The organism is Microbispora sp. H10670, assembly GCF_014161385.1.
GTDB lineage: Bacteria > Actinomycetota > Actinomycetes > Streptosporangiales > Streptosporangiaceae > Microbispora > Microbispora triticiradicis.
The window spans coordinates 183,629-207,271 of record NZ_JABBWW010000010.1; the positions used below are offsets into that span (position 1 = coordinate 183,629).

Genomic DNA, 23,643 nt, shown 5'->3' on the forward strand with positions numbered 1-23,643 from the left:
TGGATGGGCTGTGCTGACAACGTTGTCAGCCATATGTGTCTTCGGGGAGCCCGAAATCCTCGCGAAAAGCCTGAAGGGAATGTTGCGATGAGACGACGGTGGATGGCGGCCGTCGCGGTCTCGGTGGCAGGCCTGCTGACCCTTTCCGCGTGCGGCGGCGGTGACAAGCAGGACACCGCGGGTGGTCCGGCCGCGCACAAGAAGGTCGAGGTCTTCTCGTGGTGGACGGGCCCGGGTGAGGCCGACGGCCTGAAGGCGATGCGTGAGATCTTCGCCAAGGAGAACTCGAACTTCGAGTTCTTCGACGCGGCCGTGGCCGGCGGCTCGGGCGACCAGGCCAGGGCGCTGCTGTCGAGCAAGCTGCAGGCCAACCAGCCTCCGGACACCTTCCAGGGGCACGCCGGGGCCGAGCTCCAGGGCTACATCAAGAGCGGCAAGCTGGAGTCGCTGAACTTCCTGTACGACGAGCTGAAGCTCAAGGACGTGCTGCCGCAGCAGCTGATCGACCAGATCACGGTGGAGGGCCAGGTCTACTCCGTGCCGGTGAACATCCACCGGTCGAACGTCCTGTGGTTCAACCCCTCGGTCCTCAAGGACGCCGGGATCTCCGGCGCGCCGAAGACGGTGGACGAGTTCATCGCCGACCTGGAGAAGGTCAAGAAGAGCGGCAAGATCCCCCTGTCGATCGGCTCGCAGTGGACGCTCGTCCACCTGCTGGAGTCCGTGCTGCTCGGCTCGCTCGGCACCGACGCCTACAACGCCCTGTGGACGGCCACCTCCGACTGGTCCAACGCGAACGTGACCAAGGCGCTCGAGAACTTCAAGACGATCCTGTCGTACGCCGGCACCCCGCAGGACGACTGGCAGCCGGCGGCCAAGCAGGTCGCCGACGGCGAGGCCGCCTTCAACATCATGGGCGACTGGGCCTACGGCTACTTCCACAACCCGCCGGAGGGCGGTCTCGGCAAGGAGTCGAAGAAGGACTTCGACTGGGCCGCGTCCCCGGGCACGGACGGCACGTTCATGTGGCTGTCGGACAGCTTCACCCTGCCGAAGGGCGCGCCCAACCGCGACGGCGCGATCGCGTGGCTGAAGGTGGCCGCCAGCAAGGAGGGCCAGGACGCGTTCAACCCGCTGAAGGGCTCGATCCCCGCCCGTAAGGACGCCGACCAGTCGCTCTACAAGGACTACCTGGGCTGGAGCCTGGAGCAGTGGTCCGCCGACAAGCTGGCCGGCTCCATCCAGCACGGCGTGGTCGCCAACGACACCTGGCGTACCGCGATCACCGACGCGGTCGGCCTGTTCCAGCAGGACAAGAACGTCGCCAAGTTCCAGCAGGCGCTGGTCGCGGCGGCCAAGAACAGCGGCCAGTGAAAAGTGGCCGGTGGCCACCGGCCAGTGAACAGCGGCAAGTGAGCTGATCTCCCCGTACGGCCCACGCCGTGACCGCCGCCGGGCTCCGGCCGGCGCGGCGTGGGCCGTGCTTGACTTCTGAGAGGCGCAAGTGACGCGGGTGCGCAGATGGCTGCCGGGGCTGCTCCTGGTCTCGCCGTCGATCATCCTCATCGCGGTCTTCGTGTACGGCCTGCTGGGCTGGAACTTCAAGCTCGCCATGACCGACAAGCACAACGAGATCGCGGAGATCCCCGGCAGGTTCGTGGGGCTGGAGAACTTCACCGGCATCTGGGGCGAGGAGCGCTGGGGCCTGTCGGTCCGGCACTCGATCGTCTTCACCCTGGTCTTCGTCGCCGGCGCGCTCGTCCTCGGCTGGCTCCTCGCGTTCCTGATGGAGAAGGGCATCCGGGCGGAGGGCGGCTTCCGCACCGTCTACCTGTTCCCGATGGCCGTCTCCTTCATCGCCACCGGAGTGGTGTGGCGGTGGCTGATGAACAGCGCGACGGGCGAGCATGCGGTGGGCCTCAACCGGCTCTTCCACTACATCGGGCTCGACTTCCTGCAGTGGCAGTGGTTCCGTGATCCCGACTGGGGCATGGCGGCCATGGCGATCCCGGCCGTCTGGCAGATGTCCGGATACATCATGGCGCTGTTCCTCGCCGGGTTCCGCGGCGTTCCCGACGAGCTGCGGGAGGCCGCCCGGGTGGACGGCTGCGGCGAGTGGGGGGTCTACCGGCACGTGGTGCTGCCGATGCTGCGCCCGGTGACGCTCTCCGCGCTGATCATCCTCGGCCACATCTCGCTGAAGGTCTTCGACCTCGTCGTCGCGGTGTCGGGCAAGCAGATCATCACCGACGTGCCCGCGACGTTCATGTGGACGGCGGTCTACGACTCGCACGACCCGGCCAAGGGCGCGACGATCGCGTCCTACATCGTGCTGTCCGTCGTGATCTTCGTCGTGCCCTACCTGATCTGGAACGCCCGTAAGGGGAACCGTTCATGACCGCCCACGTCGCCGGGAAGGCTCCGCGTACGGCGCCCGCCGCCCCGGCCCGCGAGAAGGGCAGGGCGGGCACGTGGGTGCGGCTCGTCCTGTTGCTGCTGTTCGTCCTGGTCTTCCTGATCCCGGTCTACGTGCTGCTGGTCACGAGCTTCAAGCCGCTCAGCGAGGCCGACCCCGCCCAGGCGTGGAACCTCCCCAAGGTCTGGACGACCGAGGCGTGGAGCGTCGCCTGGGAGAAGCTCGAACCGGGCATCGTCAACAGCTTCCTGCTCGCGATCCCCGGATCGCTGATCTCCGCCGCCCTCGGGTCGCTGAACGGGTACGTGCTGTCGAAGTGGCGCTTCCCCGGCGCCGACGTGCTGTTCACGCTGTTCCTCTTCGGGATGTTCATCCCGTACCAGGGCGTCATGATCCCGCTGGTGCAGCTGATGGTGGACCTGGGCGACGCGCTCGGCGTGCAGCTCTACGGCGGCATCCCGGGCCTGGTCCTCGCGCACGTCGTGTACGGCATCCCGATCTGCACGCTGATCTTCCGGAACTACTACGTGACGATCCCCGACGAGCTGGTCGAGGCCTCCCACGTCGACGGCGCGGGCATGCTGCGCACGCTCTGGTCGATCGTGCTGCCGGTCTCCGGCCCGGCCTTCGCCGTGGTGATCATCTGGCAGTTCACCTCGATGTGGAACGACTTCCTCTTCGCCGTCTTCCTCACCGGGCCCACATCGTGGCCGACCACGGTCATGCTCAACAACATCGCGGGCGCGGTGACGACGCCGTACAGCCAGCAGATGGCCGCGGCGATCCTGGCGTCCATCCCCACGATGGTCGTGTACGTCCTGCTCGGCCGGTTCTTCATGCGCGGCCTCATGGCCGGCGCGCTCAAGGGCTGACGCTCGGGGGCCGGTCGTCACAGAGCGGGGGCACCGGCCACCAGGGCGTCCCCGAGAGGGGTACGGCGGTAGAGCACCTGCCGCCCGACGCGGGTGCCGGCCACCAGCCCGGCGGCGCGCAGCGCGCCCACGTGGCCGCCGGCCGTGCCGAGCGCCAGCCCGAGGCGGGCGGCGAGTTGCGTCGTGGTCGCCGGAGTCTCCAGCTCGGCCAGGATCCGGGCTCGGGACCGGCCGACCAGCCCGGCGAGCGCCGCCGCGCCGCCCGCCCGCGGGCGCCCCGCCGCCACCCCGCGCGCCGGATACACCAGCGCGTACGGCCAGGCGTCGTCGAGATAGGCGATCACGTTCCGTACGAAGACGCTGGGCAGGAACAGCAGGCCCCGGCCGTCCAGCCGGTGCCGCTCGTCCCCCTTGCCGGGGGTCCCGACCTCGATCCGGCCGGGTTCCGGCCGCCAGCGGACCCGCGGGCCGAGGTCGCCGAGTGCGGCCGCCCACCCGTACGTCGCCAGCCGCCCGGCCCGCTGGATCACGTCGCGCTCCAGGACGGCGTGGAAACGCGGCCATTCCGGCGCCACCAGGTCGGTCCAGGTGCGCTCCAGCCCGTCGGCCAGCGACGCGACGACGTGCTCGTCGTCCAGCACCGTCATGATCTCGTCGGGCGGCGGCGGCCGTCCGTCCAGGGACAGCGCGATCTCGGTGCGCGCCCGGTCCAGCGGTGTGGCCCGCATCGCCGCGATCTCCTCGGCGAAGGAGACGTTCACGCCCGCCGGCGGCGGTGCGATGAAGTCGGCGTTGTAGGCCCCCTGCCGGAACAGCGCCACCAGCGCCCGCGCTCCCGCGCTCGCGGTGAGCAGCCGGGCGAACCGGGGACGCGCCACGGCGGCCCAGGCCGCGTGCGCGCCCGCCTGCTGCCGCCCGGACAGCATCCACATCGCGTGCATGGTCTCGTTCAGCGGGGAGATGGCGAACCGGCTGGCGGCGACGTCCTGGGGGCCGACCTCGATCAGGTACACGACGTCCATTCTTCGGCCATTCCCGAAGGATTGGCGCGGCCGGAGGCCCGGTGCCGAGCATGGTCGCCGGGAGGTGGCCATGACACCGGGCCAGGACAGATCCACATTCCGGGCGTGCTTCGCCGTCGCGGAGTTCCGGGTGCTGTTCGGGGGCCAGCTTCTGCTGGTCCTGGGCGACACCGTGAAGATGCTCGCGTTCTCCGTTCTGGTCTTCGCGCGGACGGGGTCGCCCGGCCTGGCGGCGCTCGCGTACACGATCGGGTTCCTGCCGCAGGTCGCGGGTGGCGTGTTTCTGCTGTCGCTCGCCGACCGGTGGCGCCCGCGTGCGCTCATGGTCGCGGGCGACCTCCTGCGCGTGGCCACGTGCCTGGTCCTCGGCCTCGGCGACCTGCCGATCGGGGTCATGCTCGCGCTGGTGTTCGCGGCGGGCGTGCCCACGCCGCTGTTCTCGGCCGCCCGCGCCGCCGTGCTGCCCGACGTGCTGGACGGCGACGCGTACGTGCTCGGCCGGGCGGTGTTCGGCACCACCGCGGCGGGCGCGCAGATCGCGGGCCTGGCGGCCGGTGGCGGCCTGCTCGCCGTGTCGGGTCCCGCCCGGGCCCTGCTGATCACCGCGGCGTTGTCACTGGTCAGCGCGGTGGTCGTACGGCTGGGGCTGCGCGACCGCCCGGCGCGGGCCACGAGGGGCGAGCGGGAGGCCGGGGCCGTACGGACGACGTTGCGGGTCAACCGGGCACTGCTGGCCGACCGGGCCGTCCGGGGGCTGCTGCTGGCCGGGTGGCTGCCGGCCATGCTCTCCGTCGGGGCGGAGGCCGTCTACCTGCCGTACCTGACGGACGAGGGATCGGCGCCGGGCGTGGGGATCGTCCTCGCCGCCGCGGCGGCGGGGATGGGCGCGGGGGAGTTCGTGGTCGGCAGGTTCGCCGCGCCCGCCGTGCGGGAGCGGCTGGCCTTCCCGCTGGCGTTCGTGCTCGGCGTGCCGCTGCTCGGGTTCGCCGTCCGGCCGGGCGTCGCGGGAGCGGCGGCGCTGGCGGCGCTCTCGGGGGCCGGGCTGGCCTACAACCTGGGGTTGCAGCGGCGGTTCCTCGACGCGGTGCCGCCGCACGCCCGGGGCCAGGCGTTCGGCCTGCAGACCTCCGGCGTGATGACGGCCCAGGCGCTGGGCGCCGCGGCGGCCGGGGCGCTCGCCGAGGTGGTGCCCGCCCATCTCGCCATCGCGCTGACGGGCTGCGCTTCGGTCGCCGCCGTGGTCGTGCTGCGCCGGCACCTGCGTGGCGGCGCGCGTCCCGGTGTCAGCCGCGGTCCCGGCGGGGCGGGGGAGGGCGCTCGCCCGAGCCGCGCGGGATCAGCCGGGTAGGCAGTTCGAACCGGGTGACCGGGCCGTCGTCCCCGGCCAGGCGCAGGAACAGCAGGTCGGCCGCCGTACGGCCGAGCCGGGCGGGGTCCTGCGCCACCACGGTCACGCCCAGCAGGTCGGCCAGTTCGAAGTCGTCGAACCCGACCAGGGCGAGGCCGCCGAGGCCGGGCGGCGCGCGGTCCGGGAAGGCGCCGGACGTCGCCGGGCCGGGCGCGGAGCCGGTGATCGAGGCCAGCGCGCGCAGCGTCTCGACGGTGGTCCGGCCGTTGCCGGTCAGCAACGCGGTCGGCGGGTCGGACGCCCCCAGCAGCCGGGTGAGGTCGGCCCGCAACCGCGCCGGTTCGGCCGGTCCCATGGCCACCAGGCCCTCGTCGTACGGCAGGCCCGCGGCGGCCAGCGCCTCCCGGTAGCCGCGCAGCCGCTCGGCGGCCGTGAAGATCCTGGGAAGGTCGCCGAGGAAGGCGACGCGGCGATGACCGTGGGCGATCAGATGTGCTGTGCCCGCCCGGGCTCCACCCACGTTGTCGGACAGGACGACGTCCGCCTCGCAGCCCGCGCCGGGCGGCCGGTCGGCGAACACCGCCCTGGTCCCCGCCTCGAACTCGGGCGCGAGATAGGTGTGGTCCGTCCCGGCGGGCACGATGATCAGCCCGTCCACCCGGCGGGCGCAGAAGGCGAGCACGAGGTCGCGCTCCCGGGCCGCGTCCTCCTGGGACGACCCGGTGAACAGCAGGCATCCGTGGTGCAGCGCGGTCTCCTCGACCGCCCGGCTGAGACTGGAGTAGAAGACGTCGGCGGCGTCCTCGATGACCAGGCCGATGCTCGCCGTACGGCCGCGGCGCAGCGTCCGCGCGCCGTCGTTGCGGCGGTAGCCGAGCCGGTCGATGGCGGCGTGCACCCGCAGCGCCGTCGCCGCGTTCACGCCGGGCTCGTTGTTGACGACGCGGGAGACGGTCTTCAGCGCCACGCCGGCCGCGGCGGCCACGTCGTTCATGGTCGGACGGCCGCGTCTGGTCTCTCCCACGCAGGGATCATCTCCCATTCCACGACGCCTGGACAACGTTGTCAGCACGCCGTCACGTTCACGACTCCAACGGCGTGTCCGGTCGCCGCTCGGTCGGGCGGGGCGCAGGTCCGGCACCCGGCGGTCGCCGAGGTCGGCTTTGAACCGTGACGGTAGGGTTTCGCGGGTGATGAGGGGGATTGTGGGCTATCGAGGCGATGTATTGCTGATAGTCGGGTTTGTCCTGGCGGCGCTGAACCTCCGGCCCGCGCTCGCGGGCGTGTCGCCGATCCTTCCCACGATCATGCGTGACCTCGGCCTCGGCCCCGCGGGCGGCGGCGCCATCACCACGGTCATGGTGGGGTGCCTCGGCCTGCTCGCCCCGGCCGCGCCCGTGCTGGCCACCCGGATCGGGCTCGACCGCACCCTGCTGGCCGGCCTGCTCGTCCTCGCGGCCGGCGTGGCCCTGCGCAGCGCGGACGGGGTGAGCGCCCTGTACGGCGGGGCCGCGCTGGCCGGCGCGGCGATCGCCGTCATGAACGTGGTCATGCCGGGGCTGGTCAAGCAGCACTTCCCCGGCCGGATCGGCCTCTTCACCGGCCTGTACGTCTCGGTCATGGTGGGCGGGGCCGCCCTGGCCTCGGCGGTCATGGTCCCGCTGACCGACGGCTTCGGCTGGCGGACGGCGGCCGGATCGGCGGCGCCGCTCGCGCTGCTGGCGGCGGCTCTGTGGGCGGTGGCCGCGGTCCGGCCGGGCGCCGTACGCCGGACGCCGCGCGTGGGGGCGGATCCGGCCCCGGTCTCACGGGCGGGATCGGCGGAGGTCCCGGCCGCGGAGAACCGGAGGGCCGGCGCCCGGGCGCCGGCTCCGGGGGCGCGGCGGGTCCCGGCGGCGGGGGCGCGGCGGGTCCCGGCGGCGGGGGGCGGGCGGGCCGGTGGGCGGCCCTACCTCGCCCTGCTCCGCGCACGCGCCACCTGGCTGGTCGCCGCCTTCATGGGCCTGCAGTCGCTGACCTTCTACGTCATGCTGGCCTGGCTGCCGACCATCTTCCAGGCGGCCGGTCTACCGGCCGGGCAGGCGGGATACCTGCTGGGCCTGACGAACCTCGTGCAGATCCCCGCGGCGCTGATCGTCCCCCTGCACGCGGGACGTGCGCGTTCCCAGGTGCCGCACGTCGTTGCCGCCATGCTGCTGGTCATCGCCGGATACGCCGGACTGCTGCTCGCGCCCACGACGGCGCCCTGGTTGTGGATGGTCGTCCTGGGCCTCGGGCAGGGAGCCGCGATCGCGCTCGCCCTGCTCGTGATCACCGTACGGGCGCCGGATCCGGCCTCGGTGACGGCGTTGTCGGCGGTCGCCCAGACGGGCGGCTACCTGCTCGCCGCGCTCGGGCCGCTCGCGATCGGCGTGCTCCACGAGGTCTCGGGCGGCTGGACCGTGCCCCTGCTCGCCGGGCTGGGCGCCTGCGTCGTCCAGCTGGCCGTCGGCGTGCTCGCCGCCCGCCCCGCACCCGTCTGATTCAGGCGTAGCAAGCCACGGCCCGCTCCACACTCCTCGACGACCGGTCGTACCTTCTTCGCGCGCGCGGCGGGCGCGGTCTCCAACGGCAACAATTTGGCGTCCGACTCTGGTCCGGATATGAGATGATTAGTGGTTTTTGTATATTTACTCAGCCGCCGGTCTGGAAACCCTTGATATCGAGACATCTGATTGCGATCACTCTCATTGGCTCCAGGCCCTCAAGGGCCCTCCGCGGGTATGGTGATAACATGAATTACCCTCCGGTTTCTACGTTTTCGCAGGTGGCCGGGGGTCTCGGAAATGATCTTTCCTCTTCTCTTTACTTCCGTTTTGTCTGGCGTCCACCTAAGTGATTAGGATTTCCCCGCTCACAGTCCTGATCGATGATGATTAGGGAGGCGTGGCCGCTATGGCTGGACAGGGCATGGTTGGTGCGGGGGCGGTCGTCCCGGAGGGTGAGGGATCGAAGGGGCCGTGGTGGTTGCGATTCGTGCGGTGGGCGGTGCCGCGGCTCTGGGGGTTCGTGAAGGCTGTCATCGTGAGTGTTGTCGTGCTGATGTGCGTGCAGTGGCTCACGTATTGGTGGCATGGCATCGAGATTGTGATCGACACGCCTGATCCTCGGGCGCGCCACCAGGTCCCCCTCGATCCATGTGTACTCGTTGCCGGGCATGGGCGGCCGAAGAGTGCAGATGTTGTGCCCGTCGTCTATGTCTACCGGATCGTGGATGGCAACCCAGTGGGCGATATGTCCTTCTATACACAGCTGGACTACGACGACGACCGATGGAGGGTCAAGGTGTTGTTGGCTGGTCCGGCGTATTCGTGGTTCCGTATCCGCGTAGTCCCTGTGGACGCCGAGCAAGTTGACTACTACACCGATCTTGAACGCAGAGGGGGGCAGCCGGCCTGGACGGCCCGCGAGGAGCCCCCGCACGTCCGTCCCACGAGTGATGAGTCCACGGTCGAGGTGCAGGTGGGGCCGGGCGGCCACTCCGCACGCTGCTGACTGATGCCTTCGGGCACTGGGAACAGGTGAGGTAGCAGCCAACCCGGCAGAGCGCATTGTGGCGTTGCCCCAGCGTGATTGATCAAACGTATGTTCATGAAAGACTCCTCCACGACTGTGGCTATCGGGCAGTGCAACCCGTGTGAGGGTCGCTTTACATGATCAAAGGGGAAGAGTACTTTCCCATGTGTGCGAAACGACGTGCGGCGGCTACGGAACGCGAAGGATGCATGCAAACTCGGCTGGGTGAGGGGCTTGAAGTGTCTCGTCAACCGATCGACGTAATGGCGTAATAGAGAAAGAGAGGTACGGCCCGTCGCTGCCGCTGACTCTCTGGATCGCTCGTTTGTTTGGACCGACTGCGGAGGGGATCTTTCATGCAGACGAGGAGTGAGAAAGAAAAGTTAGGGAGGCACAGGTGACAGAAGAGCATCGTCGGTCCTCCGATGCCATTGGATCGCCGACTCTCGAAGGCAAGAGCGAGCCTCACCGGAGCATTGTGCGGTTCGTCTTTGCGCTGGCTGCAGCCATCGGAGCGGCGATTGTGGCTCTCGTCGTCATCTACGCCACGACTAGGGAATGGGGGGCGATCTGGGGATGGGTCACGATCGGATCGATCTTGCTGGTGGGGGTAGCCTTCAAACTCTGGGGTCGTGAGAACCCAGAAACGCTGGCCGTGATAATCGATCCTGCCAACCAGGGGGAACGACGACGTCTCATCGCGATGCGTGCGGCGGCCTTTGCGTTCAGGGCGGTGATCGTGGTCGCCGTGGTGCTCTACGCGGTCTCTGTACTGCACAGTCGCGAAATGGGACAGGTGGCGGCCACCTTGGCGGGTGTTGTGCTGGTGGGCATCTCGGCTTACGGCGGAGCTTCCGCTTGGTACGCCCGGAGAGACTAGTAGCGGGTCCCGTTCCGGGCGGGTTCCGTCGACACTTCTTGGCAAAGGTCAGAAAGCAGATTTGTGCGGACGTGCGAGGCCTTGCACGGGAGCGGACGCTGGGCACGTGACCGGGAACGAGCCGCCGACCGCTATATAGCGGGGGTGGATGGAGGGCATGCCTGCTACTCACGCCTCCCTTCACGGCAAGACTCAGATTGCTGACCAGTCGAGAGCCGCAGCTTCAGGACGGCGAGGTCAGTCGTCGCCGAGGATCATGTTGAGGACCCAGCTGATCACGCCCACGACGATGGCGCCCCAGAAGGCGGCGACGAATCCGCTGACGTGGAAGGGAAGGTCGAGCTGCCCGGCGAGCCAACTCGTCAGCAGCAGGAGCGCGGCGTTCACCACGAGGGCGAACAGGCCCAGCGTGAGCACGTAGAACGCGCATCCGATGGTCTTGATGACCGGCTTGATGACGGCGTTCACCAGACCGAAGATCAGCGCGACCGCGAGGAGGGTGCCGATCTGTTTGGCGGTGGAGCCGGCGCTCACGGTGATGCCGTCCACCAGCTTGGTGGACGCCCACAGGGCCGCGGCCACCACGACGATCTTGAGTATGACCTTCACGTCCACGATCCTTCCACGGTGCGGCAAAGAGTGCGCGGTTTCCGTGTCCGGGGAACGACCGGAGCCGTACGCCCGGTTCCCCCCGGCTTGACCGGGCGCGGCGGCGCGGCGGGTGTGGGACCCGGCACGCCTTTCTCCCGGCGCCGGGTATAAGCGGCAAACATCGGGGAAACCCTCCTTGCGGAGGTGAGATCGAATGGACGTGGAAGAGCTGGAGTCGCTACCCGCGAAGGAGCTGCACGACCGGGCCGTGCGCTACGCCGTGCGACACGGTGACCTGGGTTTCCTGTGGGATCTGCTGAAGGTCATCCCGGCGGCCGAGGCGGCCAGCGGGAACACCGACGAGACCGCGAACGACCTCAGCAGGGTGTCGGCGCTGCTCAGCGATGCCATGGCGGCGGGCGAGGGTGAGCTCGGCGACGCGCTCCGGCCGGTCTACGTCGACTACCTGTCCAGACACCCCGACGCCTGAGCGCACTCCGCCCCTGCTCAGCAACCTCTCATCTCCCCACGTCACAATGACGGCGTGGTCAAGACACAGGTGCTGGTGGTCGACGACGAGCCCGAGGTCCGCGACGCGATCGCGCGGGCCCTGCGGGTCGAGGGGTACGGCGTGGCGACCGCGGGCGACGGCCTCGACGCCCTGGACGTCATCGGCGGCTCGGCACCCGACCTGATGGTGCTCGACGTCCTGATGCCGGGGATGGACGGCATCGAGGTCTGCCGGGCGCTGCGCGGCGACGGCAACCGGCTGCCGGTCCTCATGCTGACCGCGCTGGACGGGATCGGCGACAAGGTCGCCGGGCTGGACGCGGGCGCCGACGACTACCTCGTCAAGCCGTTCGCGCTGGAGGAGCTGTTCGCCCGGGTGCGGGCGCTGCTGCGCCGCGCCGCGCCGTCGCCCGAGGCGGGCTTCGCCGACCTCCACCTGCTGCCGGACAGCAGGCAGGCCCGTCGCGGCCGCCGGCTCATCGACCTGACCAGGACCGAGTACGCCCTGCTGGACCTGCTGATCCGCAACGGCGGTCAGGTGCTCACCCGGCAGGTCATCCACGAGCGCATCTGGGGCTACGGCTTCCGGCCCGGCTCCAACCCCCTGGAGGTCTACATCCGCTACCTCCGCAGGAAGACCGAGGCGGGGGGCGAGCCCCGGCTGATCCACACCGTGCACGGCCTGGGGTACGCGCTGAGAGAGCCGGTCGGGGAGCCGGTCGGTGAGCCGGCGGGGGAGGAGCGGTGAAGCTCCGCTGGCGGCTCGCGATGGCCTCGGCGCTGGCCGCCGCGGTCAGCGTGATCGTCGTCATCGTGGCCGCCTACTTCATCACCTGCCGCCGGGTCGAGTGGGCGAGGGACCACTACGGGACGTACGAGGGGTACGGCGACCCCCCGCCCCGCGGTGTGCTGGCCGCCCTCGCGGACGTCGACGACCTGGGCTGGCCCTTCGTCGCCGTGGCCGTCGGCGGGCTGGTGCTGTCGGGGGCGCTCGGCTGGCTGGCCGCCCGGGCGGCGCTGCGGCCGGTGAACGCGCTCAAGGACGCCGCGGGACGGGTCACCACGACCCGGGATCTCACCACCCGCATCCAGGTGTCCGGGGACGACGAGCTGAGCAGCCTCGCCCGGAGCTTCAACGCCATGCTCGACGCCCTCGAACGCTCCGCGAAGTCGCAGAAACGCCTGGTCGCCGATGCCTCCCACGAGCTGCGCACGCCGCTCACCGCCGTACGGACCAACGTGGAGCTGCTGATCAGGGGCAACCTGCCCCCGGAGGACCGCGACGAGGCGAGCAGGGCCGTGATGAGCGGGCTGGAGGAGCTCACCGCGCTGGTCGCGGACGTGGTCGAACTGGCCCGCGACGAGGAGCCCGCCGTACTCGTGGAACGCGTGCGCTTCGACGAGCTGGTCTCCCGGGAGGTCGCCCGCGCGGCCAGGCACTGGCCCGCGACCGAGTACGCGGTGTCGGTCGAGCCCGCGGTCGTCCGCGGCGTGCCCGACCGGCTCGCCAGGGCCGTCGCCAACCTGCTCGACAACGCGGCGAAGTACAGCCCCAGGGGCGGGCGGGTCGAGGTGTCCCTGCAGGACGGCGTGCTGACCGTCCGCGACCACGGCCCGGGCATCTCGACCGACGACCTGCCGCACGTCTTCGACCGCTTCTACCGGGCGCCCTCGGCGCGGGCGCTGCCCGGGTCGGGGCTGGGGCTGGCGATCGTGGGCCAGGTGGTGGACAGCCACGGCGGCAGCGTTTCCGCCGGTCCCGCTCCCGGCGGAGGCACGCTCGTCCGGCTGGCGCTGCCAGTAGGGTAGACGCATGGGCTCTGTACGCGTCGAGCGGACCGAGGACGGCTTCGTCGCCCGCAACGAGAGCGGCGCGGAGATCGTGATGGGCTCCGGCGACGGGCTGTTCAGCCCGGTGGAGCTGCTGCTGGCGGCCGTGGGCGGATGCAACGTCATGACCGTCGAGCCGCTCACCGCCAAGCGCGGCCACCGGCTCGCGCGGCTCGCCGTGGAGGTCTCGGCGGAGAAGGAGAGCCCGACCCTGTTGCGGTCCGTCACCGTGACGTACGACGTCGAACTGCCGCCGGGGGACACGGGAGAGGTCTTCGAGGCCGTCGCCGGACGGGTCCACGAACGGCACTGCACGGTGAGCCGGTCCCTGCAGCAGGGCACCGAGGTCAGGCTCGTGCTCGGCGAGTAACACGGGCGGGCGTAGCCCACCGGATGCAGGCCGAAAGTCAACCTGCGTATGACGACTTCATGACAAGCGGGCTTGTACTGTTGAAGCATGTCCTCGGGAGAGGACGAGAGACTTTTTCGATAAGGGCGCGGATGGGGGAACCGCGTCCGGAAAGCGGGGGACCCGCCGGTGCCTTTGGGGAGGGCATTCCTGGCGGAACCGCTTTGATCCGGAGCCGGGCAGTTGGGGGACTGCCCGGCTCCGGCATTTTCCGGCCCGGCCCGTCCGAAGGCCGATCCCTTCCCCGCGCGCCCCCGCTCAGCCCCTTCTCCGTGCACCCGTGCCCGGTCCCTCCCTCGCACGCCCCCGCTCGGTCCCTTCTCCGCACGCCGCCGGCCGTACCGGCAGGTCCGGCTCTCCACCTGTCGGTCCGGCCTGTCCGCCTCGGGTGCCGCCTTCCGCCGGCTGTGCCGGCTGCTCTCTCCTCCCCGTCCGGCCGGCCTCGTCCCGCCGGCCGCGCCTCGCCGCGCGGCGCTTTACTTTCATGAAGGAGCGCCTGCGGCGGATCGCCCCAGATGTGCGGCGTGGCCGACGTTGCCGCTGCACAAACAAGCCGACAGGTAGATCTTCCGCGTGTTATGTCCGGTTTACTTTGCTCCATCCTGACTCGTCCTGTAGTGTCCTATTCGTTGCCGCCGACCGGTGGCTGGATTGGACTTGGGGAGGAGATCACGGTGGGCGACCCCGCCCGGACCTCCGACCCAAGGCGCTTCGGATCCCACGTCTGACTCACGACGGCCTTCCGGCCGATCGCCATAGCTTCAGCGCACACGCCTCCGGGTGGTCGATCTGTCCCGCCCGGACACGTGGCCCGTCACCGCGACCCGCCGTACGGCGGGTCCCTTGATGACGCATGGCCATCCACTGTCGTCTCACGAAAGATCCCCAGCCTTGATGAAGACTCTGTCCGACCTGCGTGGCAAGCGACGGGTCACCGCCGTGGTCACGCTCGCCGGCGCCGCGGTGCTGGTCACGTCCCTCGTGGCCGCCGCCCCCGCGCCCGCGGAGCCGCCGGTCGGGGAAGCCGTCAACCTTTCCAGCATCGTCCCCATGCACGAGGAGGTCCTGTACGCGGGGGCCACCACGGGCTCGTACTTCTGGGACGACGCGTCGGGCCGCCAGGGAGACACCGGCATGCCGGCCATCGGCAAGCCGATGCAGAAGGGCCTCTTCGCCAGCCCGAGCTGGCCGCTCGGCACCGAGGGCTACATCATGTACAAGGGCCGGAAGGCCAAGTTCTTCATCGGCGACCGCGGCCCGGGCATCCCCTCCAACAGCGGCGTCATGCTGGACATCGACGGCAAGACCTTCGCCGAGCTCACCGGCACCACCTGGAACGAGAACACGCTGACCGTCAGCGGCGACGTCGGCCACATCCCGATCCAGTACGTCATCACGAGGTGGGGCGACGGGCCGGGCCTGCGCGGCGAGCCCGCTCCCTTCTCCAGCGGCGCGTGGCGGGGCTGACCGGCACGGGTGATCCCCGCATCCGGCGATGTGCGCGACCTGCGCGGGACTGCTATGGTTACGGACATCGCGGGCGCCGCTAGCTCAGTTGGTTAGAGCAGCTGACTCTTAATCAGCGGGTCCGGGGTTCGAGTCCCTGGCGGCGCACAACATGTGATCAGGCCCGGCATCCGGAACGGATGCCGGGCCTGATTCGTCCCGCGCTCCGGGTCGTTGTCCGCACGGGCCGCCCGGTTTGTCTAAGATGCGTATGGGGTGCCGGGAAGTCTGGTCGGCTGTCGCTGACCCGATCCCGGAAACGGAGCCTCATGAGCACGCCCCGCCGCACCCCTCTTTTCGGCCCCAGGTCCCGGACGGAGACCCGCCGGATCGCCGACATCCTGCGGCAGGAGACCATCGGCGGCGCGTTGCTGCTGGTCGCCGCGCTCGCGGCCCTCGTGTGGGCCAACTCGCCCTGGTCGGCCGGGTACGAGACGCTGCGGTCGGCCCGGGTGGGGCCCGAGGCGCTGCACCTCGACCTCAGCCTCGCGACCTGGGCCGCCGACGGGCTTCTGGCGATCTTCTTCTTCGTCGCCGGGCTGGAGTTGAAGCGCGAGTTCGTCGCGGGCGACCTGCGCGACCCCCGGCGGGCCGCGGTGCCGGTCGTGGCGGCGGCCGGCGGCGTGGTCGTGCCCGCGCTGCTCTACCTGCTGGTGAACACGCCGCTCAACCCGCTGACCGACCCCGGCGCGGACGGCGCGCTGCGGGGCTGGGCGGTGCCGACCGCCACCGACATCGCCTTCGCGCTGGCCGTGCTCGCCGTGGTGGGCAGGAACCTCCCGTCGGCCCTGCGCACGTTCCTCCTCACCCTCGCGGTCGTCGACGACCTGCTCGCCATCGCGATCATCGCGGTGTTCTACACCACGCACCTCGCGCCGCTTCCGCTGCTCGCGGCTCTGCTCCCGCTGGGCCTGTTCGCCGTGCTCGTACGGCGCGGGGTGCGCGCGTGGTGGCTGCTGGCGCCGCTCGCCGCGGTCACCTGGGCCCTGGTCCACGCCTCGGGCGTACACGCCACGGTGGCCGGCGTGCTGCTCGCCTTCACCGTCCCGGTCCTCCGGGCCCCTGGGAAGGGTCCGGCGGAGGGCTCCGGGGAAGGTACGGCGGAGGGCGCGGGCCCGGCCGAGCACTTCGAGCACCGGTTCCGGCCGCTCTCCGCCGGAGTGGCGGTGCCGCTGTTCGCCTTCCTCTCGGCCGGGGTGGCGTTCGGCGGGCCCGGGGGCCTGCCGGGACTGCTCACCGACGGCGTGCCTCTCGGCGTCGTCGCGGGGCTCGTCGCCGGCAAACCGCTGGGCATCACGGCGGCCACCTGGCTCGTCGCGCGGTTCACCCGGGCCGGCATCGACGAGGGCCTGGCCTGGGTGGACATCGTGGGGGTGGCGGTCCTGTCCGGCATCGGGTTCACGGTGTCGCTGCTCATCGGCGAGCTCGCGTTCGGCGCCGGATCCACCAGGGACGGCCAGGTCAAGGTCGCGGTGCTGACCGGGTCGCTGGTCGCGGCGCTGCTGGCCACGGTGATCCTGCGCCTGCGGGACCGCGTCTACCGCCGTCTCGCCGAAACCGAAGCCGACTCCCAAGCCGACGCCGAAGCCGAAGCGCGGGCCGCCGCCCCGCCCACCACGTGACGGCCCACCACGTGACGGCTCGCCGGGTGACGGCTCGCCGGGTGACGGCTCACCAGGTGACGGGTAGCGCGTCGAGCCCTCCGGTCAGCCTGCCGGTCCGCGCCTCCAGCTCCTCGTACGGCACGGCGAGCGCGAGCGAGGGGAAGCGCGCGAACAGGGCGCCGAAGACGGCGTTGAGCTCGATCCGCGCCAGGCCCGCTCCCAGGCAGTGGTGCGGGCCGTGGCCGAAGCCGATGTGCGGCCGCGGATCACGCCTGCGGATGTCGAATCTCTCGGGGTCGGGGTAGACGCGCTCGTCCCTGTTGGCCGCGTGGATCGCCAGCGCCACCAGCTCACCCCTCCGGATGCGCACCCCGCCGACCTCGACGTCGTCGTGCGCGTAACGGATCAGGCCGTGCTGGCTCGGCGCGCCGAACCGCATGATCTCCTCGACGGCGGCGTCGAGGAGGGAGGGATCGCGCAGCAGCGCGTCGCGCTCGGCGGGATTGCGCAGGAACAGCAGGGTGCCGTAGTCGATCTGGTTGACCGTGGTCTCGTGGCCGGCGAACAGCAGGCCGCCCGCGATCCTCGCGATGTCCTCCTCGGGCAGCGAGGCGTTCGCGAGGTCGGTGTAGACGTCCTCGCCGGGGTTCTCGCGCTTGGCCTTCACGATCTCGTAGGTGTAGGCGTTCAGCTCCATCTGCGCGTCCGCGGACCGGGCGAGATCGGTGAGGTCGGTCATCGCCTCGGCCACCGCCCGGAACCTGTCCCTGTCCTCGTACGGCACGCCGAGAAGCTCGCAGATCACCTGGATGGGGAGCGGAAGCGACAGCCCCGCGTGCAGGTCCGCCGGCGGGCCCTGCTCGGCGAGCCCGTCGAGGAGGTTCCCGACGAGCGCCCGCACGCCGTCCGACAGGGCGCGCATGCGCCGGGCCGAGAACGCGGGGGACAGCAGGCGCCGCATCTCCTTGTGGATGATCCGCTCGGTGGCGTAGTCGCCGGTCGGGCCGCCGAGCAGGACGTTGTTGGACAGCCGGGCCGCCGTCGCGGGAGCGGGGTGCGAGCGGCCGAACCGGTCGTCGCCGAAGACCTGCCGGATCTCGTCATAGCCCGTGACGAGCCATGCCTCGTCCCCGACAGGGGTTCTGACCCTGGTGATCGGCGCGCTGGCGCGCAGCTCCCCGAAATATGGAGAGATATCCAGTATGTCCGGCCGATCGAACGGCAGTCGTGGCAGTTCGGGCATGGGCGGTCTTCCCTTCGGCCTAGGCGTGAACCACTCGAATCTCCCCCCTGACCGCCTGGCTGACAAGGTAGTAAAACCATGTCCGGTGTGACAGGAGAGCGGACGTTTGCCTCCTGCCACCGTCCCGTTCCTCCGGGTTCCGGCGTGGATCGTCAGGGTCGCGCCCGGGCGAGGCATGGGACGGATGGGGTTGGAGGAACGGGGATCAGGTGGTGGTGAAGTCACCGCAGCCCCGGGGGAGATCTTCACCCGGGCCGCGGTGGCGGGCCCTCCGGATGGGGGAGATGGCCTCTCACTACCAATCGTGTCCGGACGAGCACATCGTTGTGTCCCGGCACCGAGCCTGGAGGTGGTGACGAGTGCGGTTCTCCGCCGAGGACGCTGCGTACAGACAACTGAGCAGCGAGTACGCCGGCCGCTGGTCGGTCTGGAGAAGCGACGCCGGCCGCTGGTACGCGACCCGCATGACGCGGTCGCTGTCCAGGATCGAGATGGACCGGGGGCTGATCATGACCGCCTGCGGGGAGAGCGCGGACGAGCTGCGCGCGCTTCTCATGGTCCAGGAAGGCCTGGCGGGCCAGCCGCTCCCCTCCTCCTGACAGCCGTGAGAGCCGTGACGGCCGGGCGGGGTGCGGGCCGGGCGTAGGGCAGGGTGCGGGCGGGCGTGGGTCCGGTGGGATTAGTGGGAAAACGGGGGGGGAAGATCGGTTTCATGACAGAACCGGTGGTCCGCCGACCCGTCCCCCCGACCGGTACGCAGCACGTCATCGCCGCGCACGGCTACCGGGCGGTCGTCACCGAGGTGGGCGCGGGCCTGCGTGCCCTCACGTTCCAGGACCGGCCCCTCGTCATGTCGTACCCGGAGGGTAAGTCCCCCGTGGGCGGCGCCGGCCAACTGCTGCTCCCGTGGCCGAACCGGGTCAGGAACGGCCGGTACGAGGTCGACGGCGAGACGCGGCAGCTCGCGATCACCGAGCCGCGGACCGGCAACGCCGCGCACGGCTTCACCCGCCTGCTGCCCTGGACGGTCCTCGACGCCGGCGAGACCTCGGTCCGCCTCGGGCTGCGGCTGTTCCCCCAGCCCGGTTATCCGCACGTGCTCGACCTCACGGCGTCGTACGCGCTGGGTGGGGCGGGCCTGGAGGTCGAGGTGTCGGCGGTCAACGTGGGGGAGGGCGTCGCGCCGTACGGCATGGGCGCGCATCCCTACCTGACGCTCGGCGAGGAGGCCGTGGAAACCGGGCATGACGCAGGGCATGACTCCGGGCACGGCACGGGCCATGACTCCGTGCACGGCACGGTGGACGACGCGGTGCTGGAACTGCCCGCGGCCGAGTGGGCGCCCGTGGACGAGCAGCAGATCCCGGTCGGCCGCCGGACGGTCGAGGGCACCGAGTACGACTTCCGGGCGGGACGCCGCGTCGGCGGCACCGTGCTCGACACGCCCTTCACGAACCTGGAGCGCGACGCCGGCGGCCTGGTGCGGGCACGGCTGAGGACCGCGGACGGCTCCCGGGGCGTGGAGCTGTGGGGCGGGCCGGGCATCGAGTGGCTCCAGGTCTTCACGGGCGACACGCTCGCCGCGCCGTACCGGCGCTCGGGGGTCGCGGTCGAGCCGATGAGCTGCCCGCCGAACGCCTTCGCGAGCGGGGAGTGCCTGGTGCGCCTGGCCCCGGGCGAGCGGGCCACCCACCGGTGGGGGATCACCGCCCTGTCCTTGGCCGGAGCCTGACCGGCCGGCCGGAGCGGGCACGACACGGCGCGGCGGGATTCCGGTCCGCGCCAAACGGAAGAGACGGAAGTGGCTGATTTCAGCTACTTTCATGACCACTCCCGAGGCCGGCGCGGACACCGGCGCGGCGGCCGGTCGCCCCGCGCTCCCGTGATCGGCACCCCTAGCTGCGGCGACGGCGCCGGAAGGCCGGTCACGCCGCCGTCGCGATCTCCGCACGCATCACAGATCGGGCATTGACCGGAAACAATCTTGTTTCTTTGAATTCACACGACCACGTTGTGTCCCGTATCTTGAGTCGTGGGAGCGCTCCCATAGCCTTAAGGAGGCGCGCGTGTCTCTCCCCTTCGGTGCGGCGCCGGTTGACCCGGCCCCCGTCTGGACCGCCGAGTGCCTCCTGCCCGCCGTCGGCGCGAGTGTCGCGACCGCGCGCTCCCTCGTCCGTCGTGAGCTCGGCCGATGGGGCCTGGACACCCTTGTCGACGACTGCTGTCTGATCGTGAGCGAGCTCGCCTCCAACGTCGTGCGGCACGGCGGCAACGTCTTCACTCTCCGGCTCGGCAGCAACGGCTGCTGGGTGTACGGCGAGGTGTTCGACCAGGGCGACGGAGTGCCGTGCCAGCGTGACGCCGACCCGGAGTCGGTGAGCGGCCGGGGGCTGCTCATCGTGGACGAGCTCGCCGACGACTGGGGCGTGGCCGCCGCGGGCCGGGGCGGTAAGACCGTCTGGTTCCTGGCCGGGACGGGCAGCCGGTCGCTGCTGCCCGTCGTTCCGCACCAGTCACGCATCGCCGTCTGCTGACCCCGGACGCCCAGCCGTCCGCCTCGCCGTCCCTCTCACCGTTTCTCGGACGCTCCGGAGATCCGCGCCCCGTCCAGATGGGCCAGCACGGCGTTCGCGATCTCCTCGGGCGTGTGCGCGGCGGGGTCCAGGGTCAGGTCCGCCACCTCCTGGAAGCCCGGCAGCCGCAGGTCGCGCTGCTCGGTCAGCATGCGCACCAGGTCGGGCTTGAAATGCGGCCGGTGGGGGCTCGACTTCATCCGCTCGGCGAGGACCTCGGGCGGGCCGTCGAGGAACACCACGAAGGCGGGGGCCAGAGCGTTGCGCGTCTCGGGGTCCTCGACCGTGCTGGCCGCGGCGGCGATCACCGGGGACCGGTCGTCCGTCAGCGCGTCCCGCAGCACCAGCGCCTCGCGCGCGTGCAGCTCGTCGGGGCCCAGATCCGCCGCGATCATCGCGGCGGTCGTGCCGTACCTGGCTTCGAGATCGGCGTCGCTGTCGCGCATGGGGCGGTCGAGGGCGGCGGCGAGCAGCCGTGCGACGGTGCTTTTGCCCGCGCCCATGAGTCCCATGACCACGACGGGGGTATCGGTCATGTTCGCCATGCTGCCCCATACGCCCACCGGCATGCGACGTTTGGAATCCGTGGAGGGGATAGAGCACAAGGCGAAGGAGGAAGCCATGACCATCGCCGGAAGCATCATCCTCATCATGTTGGGGGCCATCCTCACCTGGGCGGTCGACTTCACGATCGCGGGTCTCGACATCCAGGTCATCGGAGTGATCCTGATGGTGGGCGGCCTGGCCGGGCTGCTCTTCGGGATCTGGCGCATGACGACGCTGCGCCGCCGGACCACCGTCACCGCCGCCGCCCCCCTCGACGCCACCACCACCCGCCGTCAGGTGTACGAGGAGCGGCGCTACGACGACCCCATCTGATCCCCCCGCCCGACTTCTGAGGTCTGAAGGGAGGCATGGACATGCCGGGACGTAAGGAACTGCCCTCGACCCTGGAGCGCTCGCCCAAGGAGGCCCAGGAGACCTGGATCAAGGCGCACGACTCCGCCGTCGAGACGTACGGCGAGGGCGAGCGCGCCCACCGCACGGCGTTCTCCGCGCTCAAGCACTCCTTCGAGAAGGTGGGCGACCACTGGGAGAAGAAGAAGAGGCGCGGGCCGTCGGACGAGCAGGCGAGGAAGAGCACGCCGAAGCAGGGCGAGACCGCCGAGGGCGTCGACGCCAACGCGTCCAAGCAGCACCTGTACGACGTCGCCAGCCGACTCGGCATCCCGGGCCGCTCCAAGATGACCAAGGACGAGCTGGTCGACGCCATCAAGAAGGCCAACCGCAGGGCGACCGCCAAGGCCCGCTGACAGCGCCGCGGACCAGCCCGTTCAACGATGAACACGGAAACCGCGCCGCCGGACCGCCCTCAGGGGCCACGGTCCGGCGGCGCTTCCACGTGTGACGGGCGTCAGGGGAGCATGGCGAGGACGGCCTCGCGGATGGCGGTCCTGTCGATGCCGGCGTCCCGGAGCTGTTCCGCGGAGCCCGCGCTTCCGGGCATCCGCGCCACGGCCAGCTTGCGCACCGGCACCGGGTTCTCCGCGAGCGCCGAGAGCACGGCGTCGCCCAGCCCGCCCTCCGGCCAGTGGTCCTCCACCGTGACGACCCTGCCCGTGGCGGAGGCCATCGCGACCAGTTCGGGCGAGTCGAGCGGCTTGACGGAGTAGGCGTCGATGACGGTGACGGAGACGCCGTCCCCGGCGAGCAGGTCGGCGGCGGCCAGGGCCTCGTGCACGGTGACGCCCGCGGCCACGATCGTCGCCTGGCCGCCGGTCCGCAGGACCTTGCACCCGCCCACCGGGAACTCCTCGTCCGGCCCGTAGATCACCGGGGTCTCGCCCCTGGTGGTGCGGAGATAGCGGATGCCCTCCAGGCCGGCCATGTCCGCGACCAGCCGGGCCGTCTGGTTCGCGTCGCACGGATACAGCACGGTGCTGCCGTGCACCGCGCGGAAGGCCGCGAGGTCCTCCAGGCCCATCTGGGAGGGGCCGTCCTCGCCGATGGACACGCCGCCGTGCGAGCCGACGAGGCAGAGCCCGGCCCGGCTCACCGCGGCCATCCGGACGAAGTCGTACGCCCTGGTCAGGAAGGCGGCGAACGTCGCGACGTACGGGGTCCAGCCGCGCGCCTGCATGCCCGTCGCGGCGGCCACCATCTGCTGCTCGGCGATGTAGAACTCGAAGAAGCGCTCCGGATGCGCTTCGGCGAACGTCTCCAGCTTCGTCGAGTCGGCCACCTCGCCGTCGAGCGCGACCACGTCGCCCCGGGCCGTGCCGAGCGCGGCCAGGGCCTCGCCGAAGGCGGTCCGCGTGGCCACCTCCTCGCCCAGCTCGTACTTGGGCAGGACGAGCGGTCCGTCGGCGTACCGGTACGGCACGCCCTGGGAGGCGGGCGGGGTCATCGGCACGGTCAGCGAGCGGGGGCCGCCGAGCTCGCCGAGCGCCTGCTCGGCGTCGGCCAGCGGCTTGCCGTGCTTGCCCTCGCGGTCCTCGACCGCCGACACCCCGCGGCCCTTGCAGGTCCTGGCGATGATCGCGGTCGGGCGGCGCCGGGTGGCCCGGGCGTCCGCGAGGGCGAAGTCGATCTGGCCGGGGTCGTGGCCGTCGATCTCGATGGTGTGCCAGCCGAAGGCGCCGAGCCTGGCGGCGTACGCGGCGAGGTCCCAGCCGTGCCGGGTGGGGCCGCGCTGGCCGAGCCGGTTCACGTCGACGATCACCGTGAGGTTGTTCAGTCCCTCGTGCCCGGCGTGCTCGAAGGCCTCCCACATCGATCCCTCGGCGAGCTCGCTGTCGCCGCACAGCACCCACACGTGGTTCGGCAGCCGGTCCAGCCGCCGCGCCGCCAGCGCGAGCCCCACGCCGACGGGCAGGCCGAATCCCAGCGAACCGGTGGCCACGTCGACGAACGGCACATCCGGCGTCGGATGCCCCTCCAGACGGCTGCCGCGCCTGCGGAAGGTCAGCAGTTCCTCGTCGGACACGACGCCCATGGCCTTGAGCATGGCGTAGAGGAGAGGGGAGGCGTGCCCCTTGGAGAAGACCAGGTGGTCGTTGGCCGGGTCGGCCGGGTTCTCGACGTCCACGCGGAGCTGCCGCGCGAGCAGTACGGCCATCAGCTCGGCCGCCGACATCGAGGACGTCGGGTGCCCCGAGCCGGCGGCAGCGGCGGCCCGCACCGAGTCCACCCGGAGCTGGGCCGCGAGTTCGCACAGGAACCGGTAGTCAAGCTCGTCCATCGTCCTCGACTACCCGGGTACGCCCCTTCGTATCGCCAGAAAT

Annotated in this window: 24 protein-coding genes and 1 tRNA gene; 19 read left to right on the forward strand and 6 right to left on the reverse strand. The window is 71.0% G+C overall.

Annotated elements, in window-relative coordinates:
- Window positions 1–87: 87 nt before the first annotated feature.
- From HHX33_RS16855 to HHX33_RS16865, 3 genes are all read left to right on the forward strand, one after another.
- The gene (locus HHX33_RS16855) at window positions 88–1,374 is read left to right on the forward strand and encodes an ABC transporter substrate-binding protein (RefSeq protein ID WP_182875420.1); all 1,287 of its coding nucleotides are present in this window, start codon (window positions 88–90) and stop codon (window positions 1,372–1,374) included.
- A gap of 139 nt (window positions 1,375–1,513) precedes the next feature.
- Window positions 1,514–2,398 (forward strand): carbohydrate ABC transporter permease, encoded by an 885-nt coding sequence (locus HHX33_RS16860; RefSeq protein WP_244302427.1) that lies wholly within the window; start codon window positions 1,514–1,516, stop codon window positions 2,396–2,398.
- On the forward strand, window positions 2,395–3,288 hold the full coding sequence (locus HHX33_RS16865; RefSeq protein ID WP_182875421.1) for a carbohydrate ABC transporter permease: 894 nt from the start codon (window positions 2,395–2,397) through the stop codon (window positions 3,286–3,288). Before HHX33_RS16860 ends, HHX33_RS16865 begins: the two co-directional genes overlap by 4 nt.
- 17 nt (window positions 3,289–3,305) lie before the next feature.
- On the opposite strand, the gene HHX33_RS16870 is transcribed toward HHX33_RS16865, so the two are convergent.
- Entirely contained in the window at window positions 3,306–4,310 is a 1,005-nt protein-coding gene (locus tag HHX33_RS16870; protein WP_182875422.1) for an ArsR/SmtB family transcription factor, read from the reverse strand.
- A gap of 70 nt (window positions 4,311–4,380) precedes the next feature.
- Here HHX33_RS16870 and HHX33_RS16875 point away from each other — a divergent pair, with 70 nt between their 5' ends.
- Window positions 4,381–5,658 carry an MFS transporter gene (locus HHX33_RS16875; RefSeq protein ID WP_182875423.1) on the forward strand — a complete coding sequence of 426 codons (1,278 nt, stop codon included), beginning with the start codon at window positions 4,381–4,383 and terminating at the stop codon, window positions 5,656–5,658.
- Here HHX33_RS16875 and HHX33_RS16880 read toward each other — a convergent pair.
- Window positions 5,594–6,682, reverse strand: a complete 1,089-nt coding sequence (locus HHX33_RS16880; protein WP_310741413.1) for a LacI family DNA-binding transcriptional regulator — start codon at window positions 6,680–6,682, stop codon at window positions 5,594–5,596. The two genes, HHX33_RS16875 and HHX33_RS16880, sit on opposite strands and share 65 nt — an antisense overlap.
- Before the next feature lie 202 nt (window positions 6,683–6,884).
- Here HHX33_RS16880 and HHX33_RS16885 point away from each other — a divergent pair, with 202 nt between their 5' ends.
- The 3 genes from HHX33_RS16885 (at window position 6,885) to HHX33_RS16895 (ending at window position 10,093) form a co-directional block, all read left to right on the forward strand.
- The gene (locus tag HHX33_RS16885; RefSeq protein WP_259402549.1) at window positions 6,885–8,180 is read left to right on the forward strand and encodes an MFS transporter; all 1,296 of its coding nucleotides are present in this window, start codon (window positions 6,885–6,887) and stop codon (window positions 8,178–8,180) included.
- Window positions 8,181–8,592: 412 nt separating this feature from the next.
- A complete protein-coding gene (locus tag HHX33_RS16890; protein WP_182875424.1) occupies window positions 8,593–9,192 on the forward strand; it encodes a hypothetical protein in 600 nt (199 codons plus the stop codon).
- Between the two features lie 418 nt (window positions 9,193–9,610).
- A complete protein-coding gene (locus tag HHX33_RS16895; protein ID WP_182875425.1) occupies window positions 9,611–10,093 on the forward strand; it encodes a hypothetical protein in 483 nt (160 codons plus the stop codon).
- Window positions 10,094–10,330: 237 nt separating this feature from the next.
- On the opposite strand, the gene HHX33_RS16900 is transcribed toward HHX33_RS16895, so the two are convergent.
- On the reverse strand, window positions 10,331–10,702 hold the full coding sequence (locus HHX33_RS16900; RefSeq protein WP_117408496.1) for a phage holin family protein: 372 nt from the start codon (window positions 10,700–10,702) through the stop codon (window positions 10,331–10,333).
- Between the two features lie 196 nt (window positions 10,703–10,898).
- Here HHX33_RS16900 and HHX33_RS16905 point away from each other — a divergent pair, with 196 nt between their 5' ends.
- The 7 genes from HHX33_RS16905 to nhaA all read left to right on the forward strand — a co-directional run bounded on the left by HHX33_RS16905 (window position 10,899) and on the right by nhaA (window position 16,561).
- Window positions 10,899–11,174, forward strand: a complete 276-nt coding sequence (locus HHX33_RS16905) for a hypothetical protein (RefSeq protein WP_117408449.1) — start codon at window positions 10,899–10,901, stop codon at window positions 11,172–11,174.
- A 54-nt stretch (window positions 11,175–11,228) separates the two neighbouring features.
- Window positions 11,229–11,942 (forward strand): response regulator transcription factor, encoded by a 714-nt coding sequence (locus tag HHX33_RS16910; RefSeq protein WP_117408450.1) that lies wholly within the window; start codon window positions 11,229–11,231, stop codon window positions 11,940–11,942.
- A complete protein-coding gene (locus tag HHX33_RS16915; protein WP_117408451.1) occupies window positions 11,939–13,003 on the forward strand; it encodes a HAMP domain-containing sensor histidine kinase in 1,065 nt (354 codons plus the stop codon). Before HHX33_RS16910 ends, HHX33_RS16915 begins: the two co-directional genes overlap by 4 nt.
- Before the next feature lie 4 nt (window positions 13,004–13,007).
- Window positions 13,008–13,394 (forward strand): OsmC family protein, encoded by a 387-nt coding sequence (locus HHX33_RS16920; protein WP_182875426.1) that lies wholly within the window; start codon window positions 13,008–13,010, stop codon window positions 13,392–13,394.
- A gap of 933 nt (window positions 13,395–14,327) precedes the next feature.
- Complete coding sequence (locus tag HHX33_RS16925; RefSeq protein ID WP_182875427.1) at window positions 14,328–14,900, forward strand: hypothetical protein; 573 nt, start codon at window positions 14,328–14,330, stop codon at window positions 14,898–14,900.
- Window positions 14,901–14,973: 73 nt separating this feature from the next.
- Window positions 14,974–15,047, forward strand: a tRNA-Lys gene (locus tag HHX33_RS16930).
- A gap of 161 nt (window positions 15,048–15,208) precedes the next feature.
- Window positions 15,209–16,561: a Na+/H+ antiporter NhaA gene (gene nhaA / locus HHX33_RS16935; RefSeq protein WP_182875428.1), complete on the forward strand. Its 1,353-nt coding sequence runs from the start codon at window positions 15,209–15,211 to the stop codon at window positions 16,559–16,561.
- Window positions 16,562–16,610: 49 nt separating this feature from the next.
- Here nhaA and HHX33_RS16940 read toward each other — a convergent pair whose 3' ends face one another.
- The gene (locus HHX33_RS16940) at window positions 16,611–17,786 is read right to left on the reverse strand and encodes a cytochrome P450 (protein WP_182875429.1); all 1,176 of its coding nucleotides are present in this window, start codon (window positions 17,784–17,786) and stop codon (window positions 16,611–16,613) included.
- A 359-nt stretch (window positions 17,787–18,145) separates the two neighbouring features.
- Between HHX33_RS16940 and HHX33_RS16945 the strand changes: the two genes are divergently transcribed.
- The 3 genes from HHX33_RS16945 (at window position 18,146) to HHX33_RS16955 (ending at window position 20,320) form a co-directional block, all read left to right on the forward strand.
- The gene (locus HHX33_RS16945; RefSeq protein ID WP_117408459.1) at window positions 18,146–18,385 is read left to right on the forward strand and encodes a hypothetical protein; all 240 of its coding nucleotides are present in this window, start codon (window positions 18,146–18,148) and stop codon (window positions 18,383–18,385) included.
- Between the two features lie 113 nt (window positions 18,386–18,498).
- Window positions 18,499–19,518: an aldose 1-epimerase family protein gene (locus HHX33_RS16950; protein WP_182875430.1), complete on the forward strand. Its 1,020-nt coding sequence runs from the start codon at window positions 18,499–18,501 to the stop codon at window positions 19,516–19,518.
- A gap of 334 nt (window positions 19,519–19,852) precedes the next feature.
- The gene (locus tag HHX33_RS16955) at window positions 19,853–20,320 is read left to right on the forward strand and encodes an ATP-binding protein (RefSeq protein ID WP_182875431.1); all 468 of its coding nucleotides are present in this window, start codon (window positions 19,853–19,855) and stop codon (window positions 20,318–20,320) included.
- Between the two features lie 35 nt (window positions 20,321–20,355).
- Here HHX33_RS16955 and HHX33_RS16960 read toward each other — a convergent pair whose 3' ends face one another.
- On the reverse strand, window positions 20,356–20,895 hold the full coding sequence (locus tag HHX33_RS16960; protein WP_220501875.1) for a shikimate kinase: 540 nt from the start codon (window positions 20,893–20,895) through the stop codon (window positions 20,356–20,358).
- Between HHX33_RS16960 and HHX33_RS16965 the strand changes: the two genes are divergently transcribed.
- Window positions 20,894–21,238, forward strand: a complete 345-nt coding sequence (locus HHX33_RS16965; RefSeq protein WP_259402550.1) for a DUF6458 family protein — start codon at window positions 20,894–20,896, stop codon at window positions 21,236–21,238. The genes HHX33_RS16960 and HHX33_RS16965 overlap by 2 nt on opposite strands.
- A 41-nt stretch (window positions 21,239–21,279) precedes the next feature.
- Entirely contained in the window at window positions 21,280–21,672 is a 393-nt protein-coding gene (locus tag HHX33_RS16970) for a ChaB family protein (protein ID WP_117408498.1), read from the forward strand.
- 101 nt (window positions 21,673–21,773) lie between these two features.
- Here the strand turns inward: HHX33_RS16970 and HHX33_RS16975 are convergent, their stop codons facing one another.
- Window positions 21,774–23,600: a transketolase gene (locus tag HHX33_RS16975; protein WP_182875432.1), complete on the reverse strand. Its 1,827-nt coding sequence runs from the start codon at window positions 23,598–23,600 to the stop codon at window positions 21,774–21,776.
- Between the last annotated feature and the right edge of the window lie 43 nt (window positions 23,601–23,643).

Bases quoted from the DNA above. Each gene is read 5' to 3' on its own strand.
- HHX33_RS16870 (WP_182875422.1), bottom strand. From the start codon at position 4,310: ATGGACGTCGTGTACCTGATCGAGGTCGGCCCCCAGGACGTCGCCGCC.
- HHX33_RS16960 (WP_220501875.1), bottom strand. From the start codon at position 20,895: ATGACCGATACCCCCGTCGTGGTCATGGGACTCATGGGCGCGGGCAAA.
- HHX33_RS16965 (WP_259402550.1), top strand. From the start codon at position 20,894: ATGTTCGCCATGCTGCCCCATACGCCCACCGGCATGCGACGTTTGGAA.
- HHX33_RS16950 (WP_182875430.1), top strand. From the start codon at position 18,499: ATGACAGAACCGGTGGTCCGCCGACCCGTCCCCCCGACCGGTACGCAG.
- HHX33_RS16920 (WP_182875426.1), top strand. From the start codon at position 13,008: ATGGGCTCTGTACGCGTCGAGCGGACCGAGGACGGCTTCGTCGCCCGC.
- nhaA (WP_182875428.1), top strand. From the start codon at position 15,209: ATGAGCACGCCCCGCCGCACCCCTCTTTTCGGCCCCAGGTCCCGGACG.
- HHX33_RS16925 (WP_182875427.1), top strand. From the start codon at position 14,328: ATGAAGACTCTGTCCGACCTGCGTGGCAAGCGACGGGTCACCGCCGTG.
- HHX33_RS16940 (WP_182875429.1), bottom strand. From the start codon at position 17,786: ATGCCCGAACTGCCACGACTGCCGTTCGATCGGCCGGACATACTGGAT.
- HHX33_RS16865 (WP_182875421.1), top strand. From the start codon at position 2,395: ATGACCGCCCACGTCGCCGGGAAGGCTCCGCGTACGGCGCCCGCCGCC.
- HHX33_RS16890 (WP_182875424.1), top strand. From the start codon at position 8,593: ATGGCTGGACAGGGCATGGTTGGTGCGGGGGCGGTCGTCCCGGAGGGT.
- HHX33_RS16855 (WP_182875420.1), top strand. From the start codon at position 88: ATGAGACGACGGTGGATGGCGGCCGTCGCGGTCTCGGTGGCAGGCCTG.
- HHX33_RS16875 (WP_182875423.1), top strand. From the start codon at position 4,381: ATGACACCGGGCCAGGACAGATCCACATTCCGGGCGTGCTTCGCCGTC.
- HHX33_RS16975 (WP_182875432.1), bottom strand. From the start codon at position 23,600: ATGGACGAGCTTGACTACCGGTTCCTGTGCGAACTCGCGGCCCAGCTC.
- HHX33_RS16970 (WP_117408498.1), top strand. From the start codon at position 21,280: ATGCCGGGACGTAAGGAACTGCCCTCGACCCTGGAGCGCTCGCCCAAG.
- HHX33_RS16905 (WP_117408449.1), top strand. From the start codon at position 10,899: ATGGACGTGGAAGAGCTGGAGTCGCTACCCGCGAAGGAGCTGCACGAC.